Here is a 12,158-nt window from a genome sequence, read left to right as displayed (position 1 = left end):
ACGCTGTCCCTCACTGATCATTAAATAAACTGGATATCCATAGGCATCTACTGCCGCATGGATTTTGGTGCTGGCTTCTCCACGGCTATACCCGATTTCATTTGAAGGCCCCCTTTTTTTGCACCGGCACTATGCTGGCGCGCCTGGATAATAGAAGCATCAATGGATAATTCTTCCAATTCTGCTTCAAGAAAAGTAATCGGAAAATACCAGGTACCCGCACTTTTTCCCTCCACATCTTTCAATTCCACCGGAACCATATTCCTGGCTTTTGAACTGTCCGTATCCCACCCTGCGCTTCGAAGCTGTGCCGGTGCTACCGCCATGGAAAACAGCAGACTGTCTTCCTTATCTTTTCCATTTTTCTGATAAAACTGGATATCATATTCCACATCCAGACGGTTTCCTACATTACTTGACCAGTTCAAAGAAAGGACTTCACCGTTCAGCAGAGAAATCGTATTCATCTTCAGCCTCGTCGGTTTCAATGCCACAACATTGACTGTATCTTCCACGGAATAATATCCGAGTACCCTGTCTTTGCGGCTCTTGTATTCACGGTCTGCCATAGTCAGATAACCGTTGCCATCCTGACTTGCATAGTTCAGTCCCTTGCATCGGGTTCCATAAAACGCAGAGTAAACCTCTCCCGACTCAATATCAATCTCAATGGCAATCGATGCATCCAGCATGCTTTTGTCATAGGTATATCCGTCGAGAAGACCCAGAACTGCATTATTTGACGCCGATGCCCCGTCATGTTCTTTATCCAGCGTGATTCCATAGATTTTTCCCTTCCGTTTACTATCTGTAAACGGTGCTTCTTTTCCCTGGCTCATCACTTCTTTTTTGAACTCTTCCCACTGTCCGGAACTGCGATAATAAGTCAGCTTCGACTCTGCAGCCAGATACACCGTCTTCGCATTCTCCTCATTTTTTCGGAATTCTGCCATTTTCATATAGTGCAAAACCGATGGAATTGCGATACCAAGGATGACCGTCATGATCACCAGTACCACCACAAGTTCTACAAGAGTAAATCCTTTTTTCTTTTGTCTGCTCATTTTCTGTCACCTTTTACTGTTTCTTTGTAACTGTTCGGCACCTCGCAGTATATTGTCTACGGAATATTTATTATATGCAGATTTTTCTCATAAAACGATGATACTTTGCACTCTGCATATGCGATAAAAGCACTCCCATACAGCTATATTTCTGTGCCATATAAAAGTGCTTTTCTATTTTATATTATTATAATAATAAAATATTTTTGTAAGTCAATTGATTTTATTAATATTTGTACATATTTTTCCGATTTTTGCTATTCTTCCTTTTATTTCTGAAAGTTATCTTCAACCTGTACAACATTTTTTATTGAAAATCAAACAACGAAATCTGATTCGACTCCGGTATATCCCCGAAGATATGCAGATCATCCATAAAATCAATCACACTCTTGCTGACCTTCGTCCGCTGTCTGAAATCATCCTTTGACAAAAACTGGCCGTCTCTCGCCGCAAGCACCACCGCATCAGCCGCTTTATCTCCCAGTCCTTCGATACTGTCCAGAGCCGGCATCAACTTACCGTCAACAACCTGAAAGCGGTGCGCCTGTGCCTTATAAAGATCCACCTCCGTAAACGAGAACCCTCTCGCATACATCTCTTGTACGATTTTCATGTCTTTTACGGTATCCTGTTCTTTTTTCGTCAGCGTATCACTTCGTTTCTTATAATCTGCCATATAATACTCCAGCCGTTCCCGTCCCATACACATCAGTTCATAGGAAAATGCAGAAGCACGGATACTGAAGTAAGCCGCATAGTAAGCCAGGGGATAGAAGATCTTATAATACGCGATCCGGTACGCCATCATAACATAGGCTGCCGCATGAGCCTTCGGAAACATGTACTTGATCTTCTTACATGACCAGATGTACCAGTCCGGCACATCGTGGGCTTTCATCTCCTCTTCCCACTCCGGTTTCAGTCCCTTACCTTTACGGACGCTCTCCATGATGGTAAACGAAAGCTCACTCTCCAGTCCCTTATTGATCAGGTAGATCATGATATCATCACGGGTACAGATGGCCGTGGAAATGGTCGCTTTTCCTTCCTCTATTAATGTCTGTGCATTACCCAGCCACACATCGGTACCATGGGACAGACCGGAGATACGGATCAGATCTGAAAAAGATTCCGGTTTGGTATCCAGAAGCATCTGGATAACGAAATCCGTACCAAACTCCGGAATCCCAAGACAGCCCAGTGGACAGCCGCCAATATCATCCGGTGTGATTCCCAGTGCCTCCGTACTCTTGAACAGGGACATGACACTCTGATCATCCAACGGCACCTGCTGAGCATCAAAATGGGTGATATCTTCCAGCATACGGATCATGGTCGGATCATCGTGTCCCAGAATATCCAGCTTCAGCAGGTTCGCATCGATAGAATGGTAATCAAAATGGGTGGTGATAATATCGGTATTCACATCATTTGCCGGATGCTGTACCGGAGTGAAGGAGTTGATATCTTCACCAAAAGGAAGAACGATGATACCGCCCGGATGCTGTCCGGTGGTACGACGGATACCTGTGCATCCCTGCACGATCCGGTCGATCTCGCAGTTTCTCTTGTGCACACCACGCTCTTCGTAATAATTTTTCACATAACCGAACGCTGTCTTATCCGCCAGCGTACCGATCGTTCCGGCACGGAAAGTCTGTCCCGCACCAAAGATTACTTCTGTATATTTATGTGCCTTACTCTGATACTCACCGGAGAAATTCAGGTCGATATCCGGCTCTTTGTTTCCCTTGAATCCCAGGAAAGTCTCAAACGGAATATCAAACCCCATTTTCTTCAATGGTTTTCCACACCGCGGGCATATCTTATCCGGCATGTCACAACCGGCACGGCCGGAATATGTTTTCACTTCGTCGGAATCAAAATCCACATAATAGCACTCTCCGCACAGATAGTGAGGACTTAACGGATTGACTTCCGTGATTCCCGCCATCGTGGCAACAAAGGATGATCCTACGGATCCACGGGAACCTACCAGATACCCGTCCTCGTTGGACTTCCAAACCAGTTTCTGTGCAATGATGTACATTACGGCATATCCATTGGAGATGATGGAGTTCAGTTCCCGCTCCAGCCGTGCCGATACGATCTCCGGAAGATCCGGTCCATAGATCGCATGAGCCTCATTATAGCAGATATCACGAAGCATCTGATCCGAGTTTTCAATAACCGGAGGAAATTTACCGTCACGGATCGGGCAGACCCGGTCACACATATCCGCGATTTTATTCGGGTTTGTGATAACAACCTCTTCCGCTTTCTCCGCACCCAGATATTCAAATTCCTTCAACATCTCTTCTGTGGTCCGCAGATACAGCGGTGCCTGATCATCTGCATCGCTGAATCCCTTTCCGGTCATGATGATTCTCCGGTAGACTTCATCCTCGGGATCAATAAAATGTACATCACAGGTGGCAACCACAGGTTTTTTAAACTGTTCTCCCAGTTTCACGATCCGTCGGTTCAGATCCCGAAGATCTTCCTCGGAGGTTACATTATCCCGGTTTTCATCCCGCACCATAAACATGTTGTTGCCGATTGGCTGGATCTCCAGATAATCATAGAATTCCACCAGACGGGCGATCTCTGATTCCGGTTCATCCCTTAAAATCGCCTGGAAAAGTTCTCCCGCCTCACAGGCAGATCCGATCATCAGTCCTTCGTTATACTGCAGATACACACTCTTTGGGATCCTGGGCCGCCGATTGTAAAACTCCAGGTGTGATTTTGACACCAGACGATACAGATTAACCCGGCCAATCTCGCTGGTGGCCAGAATAATCGCATGATAGGTCGGCAGTTTTTTGATGGTATGCTCGGAGAGTTTTCCGGCCTCATTTAATACATTCAGATCAAAGATGTCTCGTTCCTTACACATTTTAATGAATTTTACAAAAATTTCCGCCGTACAGGCCGCATCGTCCACTGCCCGGTGATGATTCAACAGAGAAATATTCAGTGCTTTCGCCACTGTATCCAGCTTGAACCGGTTCAGTCCCGGCAGAAGCATCCGGGCAAGACCTACCGTATCCACATAAGTAAAATCCTGTTCGATTCCAAGGCGTTTGCAGTTTTCGATGATAAAACTCATGTCAAATCCGGCATTGTGTGCCACCATGACCGCACCCTTGGAAAATTCCAGGAATTTTGGCAGAACTTCTTCTATGGTCTCTGCATCCACAACCATGCTGTCATTGATGCCGGTCAGCTGTTCGATTTTAAATGGAATCGGCACCTGCGGATTGACAAAGACGGAAAAGCGATCCACGATGGAACCCTCTTCCACTCGAACCGCACCAATCTCGATGATCCGGTTAGCCACCGGACTGAAACCGGTGGTTTCGATATCAAACACCACATAAGGATCATCCAGACTCTGTCCCCTGCTTCCGGTAACCATGCCTTTCACATCATCCACCAGATAGGCTTCCACACCATAAATTACCTTAAACGGCGGATACACCTGTTTCATCTCATCCTTTGTCGCTTCCGGGTGATCTTTCTGGTACTGTTTTCGGTAATCGCTGACAATATCGTCATAGGCATGATTGGCTTCCGGGAAGGACTGTACTACTCCATGGTCTGTGATCGCGATGGCCGGATGTCCCCATTTGTAGGCGCGTTTTACCAGAACGCCTGCATCCGTAACCCCATCCATATCACTCATTTTCGTATGGCAGTGCAGCTCTACTCGCTTTTCCGGACTGTTATCCATACGGCTGGTGGTAAAATCACTGATTTTCCTGATACCTGCAAGGGAACCGATGGTGATCTCATGATCGAACTTATCGATGGTGGTCACACCTTTTAGCTTCAGGAAGGCACCCTTTTTGATGGCCCCACTGATTTCCGGCACCTGTTCGTTGTGCAGAAACATTTTTACGGTAATCGTATCTGTAAAGTCCGTGATGTTGAACATATAGATAGTCTTCTCGTTTCGGATTTCTCTGGCTTCCACGGAAGTTACCTGTCCGCGGATCGTAATCTCTCCCATCTCTCCGGCAATAGAATCAATGGTGATGGCATCGTCATCAAAATCCCTTCCATAGATCACATCCGGGTTGTCGGATCGTTTCAAAGGACGTGGTCCATCGCCGTAACGACCTTTCTGAAAATTCCCACGGCCACCATTTTTTCCACCGTTTCGATCCCGGAAACCGCCTTTGTTCCCCTCTTTTCCTTTTTCCTGTGCAGCTGCCGGCTGTTTTCCACCGTCTGTGTCCTGATTCTGTTGATTTTTCCCCTGTGGTCTCTGTTCTTTTCCGTCTGCCCCGATCATCCGGTCTTCATCAAATGGTGCTTCCATGCCCTGACCGGACAGGTCTTCCCCTGCTTCACGGTCACTGTTTTTATTCCCGACTTTAGAATGCAGCAGAATCTGTCTGGCTTCCTCCAGAATTCTCAACTCACTGTTCTTTCTTCCTTTACTTTCCACTGGTTTCCGATAAGCCGGATGTACTTTCAGGTTGAAACCACACCGCTCGCAGAAGATTTTTTCCAGCACCCGCACCAGTTCATGTTCCCGGTCTCTCGCGACCACCGAATCAGTCATCACCAGCTCCATCGTCTCCGGATCACTGAACGTAATCTCTGCTGTATAGAACATATTGTACTCCAGTGCGCTGTACTGCTTTAATTCCAGCAGAATGCTCTGACGATATACATCCAGAAAATTTTCCGGTGTATACTGACTGGAAAGCTGGAATTTTTCGATGATTTTCACCCGCAGAGGTGCATTGGCAAAAAACTGTTCTTTAATTGTCTCTTCCAGATGATAAATATGCTTTTTATGAATCCACTGTCTACTCAGAACATAAACCCGCAGACAGTCCTTCTGCGGGTTTATGGATACTTTCATTACTTTTACTTCCCCAAGAAGGCTTTCCAGTTCCGGATTCACCTTCAACTGGGGAAATACATCTAAAAAATCTTTTTCTGTCATCATGTCTTATTCACCACTTACGCATTCCAGTGAAGTAACTCATCCCGGAGTGTCTCTAAGAGCTGATCCTCCGGTACTTTTTTGATAATCTCTCCTTTTTTGATCAGCAGTCCCACACCTTTACCTCCGGCAATTCCGATGTCTGCTTCTTTTGCTTCTCCCGGTCCATTTACCACACAACCCATAACAGCCACTTTGATATCCAGTGGAATATCCTGTACCATATCTTCTACTTTATTGGCAAGACCTATCAGATCTATCTGCGTTCTTCCGCAGGTCGGACAGGATACGACTTCGATGCCGCCGTTTCGAAGTCCCAGTGTTTTCAGGATCCGTTTGGCTGATTTGACTTCTTCTGACGGATCTCCGGTCAGGGATACACGGATTGTATCGCCGATGCCCTGGTAGAGAATGATACCAAGTCCTACTGCAGACTTGATATTTCCGGAAAACAGAGTTCCCGCCTCAGTGATTCCCACATGGAGCGGATAATCCGTTTTTTGAGCAATTAATTCATGGGCTTTTGCACACATCAAAACATCCGAGGATTTGATACTGATCACCAGTTGATCATATCCCATATCCTCGATGATCTTTACTTTATCCAGAGCACTCTCCACCAGACCTTCTGCCGTCACTCCGTGGTACTTTTCCACCAGTTCTTTTTCCAGCGAACCGCTGTTTACACCGACACGGATCGGAATCCGGCGTTCTTTCGCCACATCAACCACAGCCTGGATGCGTTCCCGGCTTCCGATATTTCCCGGATTGATACGTATCTTGTCCGCACCGTTTTTCATCGCTGCGATTGCCAGTTTATAATCAAAATGAATGTCTGCTACCAGAGGAATATGAATTTGCTTTTTGATCTCTCCCAGTGCTCTTGCAGCCTCCATCGTCGGCACAGCACAGCGGATGATCTGACATCCCGCTTTTTCCAGTGTCAGAATCTGCGCAACCGTCGCCGCTACATCTTCTGTTTTGGTATTCGTCATCGACTGAATCAGCACCGGATGTCCGCCACCGATCACCTGATTTCCGATTTTAATTGTTTTTGTATGTTCCCGATACATCACTGCACCTTCCTTTTTCTTTTCTCTTCTGCACAAATCATCCTTTTTATGCATCTGATATGATTCCATCTTTGTCACTGTTTACTTTCTTCTGATTTCCCTTATTTTACAACTATCGAATCTCCAGCAGCTTATTCTTCAGTTCATCTTCCATCTTCCGAAGTTCCACTTCTGCTGCCTGTCGTTTCATTCTGCCGTCTGCCTGGATCTGCATCACTTCGTCCAGGGTAGAGATCAGAGATGCGTTGGTATTCTGCAGGGTTTCCAGATCTACGATACCACGCTCAGACTCTTTCGCTGCTTCCACAGATGCCACTTTCAGCACTTCCGCATTCTTTCTGAGCAAATCGTTGGTCATATCCGTAACCTGACGCTGCGCCTGTGCTGCCTGAGAGGCATGTTCCACGCCAAGAGCCAGTACCATCTGACTCTTCCACAGCGGAATCGTATTCACTACCGTAGTCTGGATCTTTTCCACCATCATGGTATCACTGTTCTGTACCAGACGGATCTGGGGTGCTGTCTGAATCGAGATCATACGTGTCAGCTCCAGATCATGAATCTTCTTTTCAAACCGGTCACACAGCCCTGTCAGATCTTTGACTGCCTGTGCATCTTCCGGTTGTCCGCTTGCCTGTGCTTTTGCCATCAGCTGTGTCAGTTCGGTCGTTTTTACTTCTTCCAGTTTCTTCTTTCCTGCCAGAATATACATGGAAAGCTCTTTAAAATACAGCAGATTCTGCTCATACATCCGATCCAGCATCGCCACATCTTTCATCAGCTGTGTCTGATGATCTTCCAGGGCTGTACAGATTTTTTCCACATTTGTCTCTACTTTGTCATACTTTGTCTTCATACTGGTGATTTTGTCCACCGGCTTCTTCAGAAAAGAGAAAAATCCTTTTTCTTCTTCCTGCGCATCAAAGCTCTTCAGTTCAGTCACCACATTCGTCAGCATATCTCCCACAGATCCAAGATCTTTGGTTTTTACATTTTCCAGTGCTTTCTCAGAAAAATCGGCCATTTTTTTCTGGGTTCCCGCACCGTACTGCAGAATGCCGTTGGTGTTATGAAGGTCGATCTGTTTTGCGAAACTCTCCACCATCTGACGTTCTTTATCATTTAACATGCTGTCATCCAGTTTTGCTTTTTCTTCCTGTACCGGAACTACCGGTGCCTTTTCTTCCGGTTCCGGAGCCGGATCAAAGGTCAGCGTTGGCATCTCCATCTCATCCAGTGTACTCATATCGTTCTCCTTCTCATGTTTGGTCTTTATATCCCGTTTTCTGCTCAAATGCCCCCTGAGTCAGTCCCTCCTGCGCAAGCATGGAATGCAGCACGGAAATATCCGAAGAAATATCCATGGCACGTTCCTCAAAGAAACTGTTTAACAGTTTTTCGAATGCCTGATTGATCGTATCCAGGGTATCTTCAATCTCTTTTTTCGTCTTTTCATTTTGTTCTGTCCTGAAGCTGTCCAGTTCAATCTCGCGATAAGCATCCACCAGTTTTCTTGTGGTTGGCAGATAATAATTCATAAATCTGCGCAGATCTGAAGCCAGTTCCGGCTGTTTTTCCACTTCCTGAAAGATACGGGTGATGATAGTTTCAAGACGGCTCAGTTTTCTGGTAATTTCTTCTCCCGGAAGATCGTCATTACACTTATGAATATAAGTAATGTATTCCTGTCCTTCTTCCAGGATCTTTCTGCACTCTTCCGGCATCCGGGAGCGTTGTTCTTTCTGTTGCTGTTGTTGCATCTGTACGATTTTCGCCTGTTTTTCCGTCTCCAGATACTGCTGATACATCGCGTCCGTAACGATCAGACAGGTTTCTTTCTGATCCATATGCCCCTGCAGAAACATTCTTTTCTCAATCATCAGTTTCAGATCCTTACGAACCTTAGTTTCTGTCTTTCCGGTCTTATCGGCCAGTTCTTTGATATTGCAGTATGCCCGGTCTCCGATCTGCTGTACGTACTGGCGGAATCTCTTCACTCTGCCACGGATCACAGTTCCGGTGATTCCCATTCCGAGACTTGCCGCTGTAATGCCTCCCACGGTGGCGGTTGCAATGATTGACGGTACACCGGGATAAATGGCTGTCACGATTCCTGTCACAATAGTACTGAGTGCAAATACACCGGTCAGAGAGTATCCTGTGATGGCAAGAATCGTTCCTGTGATTTTTCCCGGCGGATTCGGTGCATAGATGGCCGGCAGCTGTTTCCCCTGCTGTGTCCGCTTCCAGGCACCCGCCTGATATGCCGGTGTATGATCTTTGCCGTAATTCGTACGGTATGTCACTTCTGTTTTTTTCCAGCCTGTATTTGCTGACTCTCTCCACTCCCGCTGTGCACTGTTCATGCCCTCTTTCAGACCTTCCTGCAGTCCGTTTCCTGCCTGTCGCATCCCCTCCATAATACCATTTTGCAGTTTTCCACCCATATTGTACACTTCCTGTACGGAAGCACTGACTGTCTTTCGCACCTGCTCGTTTAATTGCTGATAGTCCCCGCTGTTGATGGCATCCTGGACAACTTTCATAAAATCGCTTCCATTATTATTTTTCTGATCCTGCCAATCGTTTTTTTCCATGTTGACCCAATGTCCTCCCGGTCTTTCCTGTTGCTTTCTTTTTTCGCAACTTTTCAGTACCCTCACAGTTGCCTTTTTTTCTTATTACTTTCTCTCGTATTTTACAAATGTATATTCCAGATCAAAATACGTCTGTTCATCGCTGGATGCAGTGATTTCCCACTCCGGATCCTCGTCCAGATTCGGAAAATGAGTATCCGCCTCAAAAGCGAAATCAATCTTGGTCACATGCGCCACATCACAGTATGGAAGCAGTTCTTCATAAACTTTTCCTCCACCGATGACGTAGATCTCATCATCATCATATTTCTTCAGTTCTTCCAGAACTTCATCGATGCTGTGTACGATCACTGCATCTTTCACCTGATAATTTTTATCCCTGGTCAGTACCACGTTGGTTCTGTTTTTTAACGGCAGACCGTTAGGAAAGCTTTCAAGAGTCTTTCTTCCCATAACTACTACTTTTCCCATGGTTTCCTGACGAAAAAATTTCATATCGGAAGGGATGCTCACCAGAAGTTTGTTGTCTTTTCCGATGCCCCAGTTTTTATCTGCTGCTACAATAAGATTCATTATTATTCTCCTGTCTGATACGTTTTTATTTTTCTGTTTTCCCGACTCATTGTCTGCTTGTAACTGCTCACTACCTTCACCGTTGCGAGCCAAAATGCATTAAAAATCATCTTCTTACACAGCAATCGGAATATTTTTAATCTGTGGTCCTGTTACATAATCTTCCACATGAAGATCCTCCACAGTAAATGCATAGAAATCCTTGACTTCCGGATTCAGCCATACCTTTGGTGCCGGATGAGTTTCTCTGCTGATCAGCTCTTTTACCAGTGGGATATGGCGGTCGTATATATGAGCATCCGCAATCACATGGAGCAGTTCGCCCGCTTTCATATCGCATACCTGTGCGATCATCATCAGAAGCAGCGCATACTGGCAGACATTCCAGTTATTCGCTGCCAGCACATCATTAGAACGCTGGTTCAACACACCGTTCAGTGTCAGTCTGTCGCTGTCTTTTTCTTTTGTCACGTTAAATGTCATCGAATACGCACAGGGATACAGATTCATCTCGTGCAGATCCTGATGCACGTAGATGTTCGTCATGATTCTTCTGCTGTATGGATTGTTTTTCAGATCATACAGTACACGGTCGACCTGATCCATCATGCCCTCTTTATACTGGTGCTTCACTCCCAGCTGATACCCGTAGGCCTTTCCGATGGATCCGTCTTCATCTGCCCAGCTATCCCAGATATGGCTGTTCAGATCGTGAATATTATTCGATTTTTTCTGCCAGATCCACAGGATCTCATCAAAAGCACTTTTCAGTGCTGTTCTCCGAAGTGTCAGTGCCGGAAATTCTTTTGAAAGATCATAGCGGTTGACCACACCGAACCTCTTGATCGTGTAAGCGCTCTCCCCGGTATCTTCCCACACCGGACGCACTTTTTCTCCCTCCGTACTTAATCCGTTATCTATAATATCCTGACACATGCGGATAAATAAATCATCTGCGTAACTCATTGCTTTCCTCCTTTTTCGAACCGGCTCTTCGCCAGATCAAAATCACTGATTTAATTATAATATAGCGATACACCTAATTCAATCTTATTCTGACACTTCCGCCCATCTGTTTTACTGTTCACTCCGTTCCCAGTAACACGGTTCTTCTTTTCCGATCAGCGTTTCTGCCTTCTTCTTTTCTGCTTTCTTTTGCGTTTCCGCTCTCTTTCCAGTTCTTTCGTGCTCTTTACGGCTGCCCAGCCGACAATCTGTGTTCCTGTGATGCCGATCATGGCTCCAAACGTATCGATGCAGACATCCCGCACCGACGGCCCACGTCCGGCCACAAACGACTGATGGTATTCATCCGTTGCCGCAAATCCGGCACAGATCAATCCCGCCAGCAGATACAGCCAGATGCCCCGCACACCGTACGCATACAACGGCACACAAAGCGTGATCGCCAAGACACAGTATTCGGTCATATGGCCGAGTTTTCTTACATAATGATGGTATTTGTTCGCATACATCTGAATCTCGCTGTCCGTCAGTTTCATATCCAGCACTTCTGATCCGACTTCCACCAGTTTTACACTCACTTTGAAACTCAGATCACCCGACTCCGTACCGTTCTGCGCCGAAAAAGAAAATATCATATACATAACCAGAAGAGCCGGGAGGAAGGATAAGGGTTTCAGAAGGGTGATGATGACTTTATGAAACATGGGTTTGCCCCCTTTTTGATTTTTGGATTCGTTGGTTTTGGGTGAAATAGATTTGGTCTATACTATAGCATTTTTAGGCGGTTATGTCAAAGTTTGTTAGGAGAGTGTATTCAGGAGGGACGCAGAGGGAGAGTAGCACAGGGGCGGGGACGTGGGCAGGGCAACTTTAAGCTAGCCGCTAACTTCGGCTATGGTTCACGAGGGTCAGCTGACCC

Annotated in this window: 8 protein-coding genes; all 8 read right to left on the bottom strand. The window is 46.0% G+C overall.

Annotated elements, in window-relative coordinates; all coding sequences use genetic code 11:
• Positions 1-47 precede the first annotated feature (47 nt).
• Positions 48-1,064, bottom strand: coding sequence for a prepilin-type N-terminal cleavage/methylation domain-containing protein (locus MSA64_RS10495; protein WP_287891550.1), 1,017 nt, complete (start codon positions 1,062-1,064; stop codon positions 48-50).
• Positions 1,065-1,371: 307 nt separating this feature from the next.
• Entirely contained in the window at positions 1,372-6,033 is a 4,662-nt protein-coding gene (locus MSA64_RS10490) for a PolC-type DNA polymerase III (RefSeq protein WP_287891549.1), read from the bottom strand.
• A gap of 14 nt (positions 6,034-6,047) precedes the next feature.
• Positions 6,048-7,157, bottom strand: a complete 1,110-nt coding sequence (gene ispG / locus MSA64_RS10485; protein WP_287891551.1) for a flavodoxin-dependent (E)-4-hydroxy-3-methylbut-2-enyl-diphosphate synthase — start codon at positions 7,155-7,157, stop codon at positions 6,048-6,050.
• 58 nt (positions 7,158-7,215) lie between these two features.
• On the bottom strand, positions 7,216-8,349 hold the full coding sequence (locus tag MSA64_RS10480) for a toxic anion resistance protein (RefSeq protein WP_118617579.1): 1,134 nt from the start codon (positions 8,347-8,349) through the stop codon (positions 7,216-7,218).
• A gap of 13 nt (positions 8,350-8,362) precedes the next feature.
• Positions 8,363-9,700 carry a 5-bromo-4-chloroindolyl phosphate hydrolysis family protein gene (locus MSA64_RS10475; protein WP_287891548.1) on the bottom strand — a complete coding sequence of 446 codons (1,338 nt, stop codon included), beginning with the start codon at positions 9,698-9,700 and terminating at the stop codon, positions 8,363-8,365.
• Positions 9,701-9,784: 84 nt separating this feature from the next.
• Entirely contained in the window at positions 9,785-10,273 is a 489-nt protein-coding gene (locus tag MSA64_RS10470; protein ID WP_287891547.1) for a dihydrofolate reductase, read from the bottom strand.
• A gap of 114 nt (positions 10,274-10,387) precedes the next feature.
• Positions 10,388-11,239 carry a thymidylate synthase gene (gene thyA / locus MSA64_RS10465; protein WP_154431368.1) on the bottom strand — a complete coding sequence of 284 codons (852 nt, stop codon included), beginning with the start codon at positions 11,237-11,239 and terminating at the stop codon, positions 10,388-10,390.
• A gap of 155 nt (positions 11,240-11,394) precedes the next feature.
• Positions 11,395-11,943, bottom strand: a complete 549-nt coding sequence (locus tag MSA64_RS10460; RefSeq protein ID WP_106491087.1) for a VanZ family protein — start codon at positions 11,941-11,943, stop codon at positions 11,395-11,397.
• Positions 11,944-12,158 lie beyond the last annotated feature (215 nt).

Origin of the sequence: Oliverpabstia sp., from assembly GCF_022785585.1 — a bacterium.
Taxonomy (GTDB): domain Bacteria; phylum Bacillota; class Clostridia; order Lachnospirales; family Lachnospiraceae; genus Oliverpabstia; species Oliverpabstia intestinalis.
This window is presented reverse-complemented; position numbering and strand designations above follow the sequence as displayed.

Excerpts from the sequence above, each read along its gene's own strand:
- MSA64_RS10495 (WP_287891550.1), bottom strand. The coding sequence starts at position 1,064 with ATGAGCAGACAAAAGAAAAAAGGATTTACTCTTGTAGAACTTGTGGTG.
- MSA64_RS10490 (WP_287891549.1), bottom strand. The coding sequence starts at position 6,033 with ATGATGACAGAAAAAGATTTTTTAGATGTATTTCCCCAGTTGAAGGTG.
- ispG (WP_287891551.1), bottom strand. The coding sequence starts at position 7,157 with ATGCATAAAAAGGATGATTTGTGCAGAAGAGAAAAGAAAAAGGAAGGT.
- MSA64_RS10480 (WP_118617579.1), bottom strand. The coding sequence starts at position 8,349 with ATGAGTACACTGGATGAGATGGAGATGCCAACGCTGACCTTTGATCCG.
- MSA64_RS10475 (WP_287891548.1), bottom strand. The coding sequence starts at position 9,700 with ATGGAAAAAAACGATTGGCAGGATCAGAAAAATAATAATGGAAGCGAT.
- MSA64_RS10470 (WP_287891547.1), bottom strand. The coding sequence starts at position 10,273 with ATGAATCTTATTGTAGCAGCAGATAAAAACTGGGGCATCGGAAAAGAC.
- thyA (WP_154431368.1), bottom strand. The coding sequence starts at position 11,239 with ATGAGTTACGCAGATGATTTATTTATCCGCATGTGTCAGGATATTATA.
- MSA64_RS10460 (WP_106491087.1), bottom strand. The coding sequence starts at position 11,943 with ATGTTTCATAAAGTCATCATCACCCTTCTGAAACCCTTATCCTTCCTC.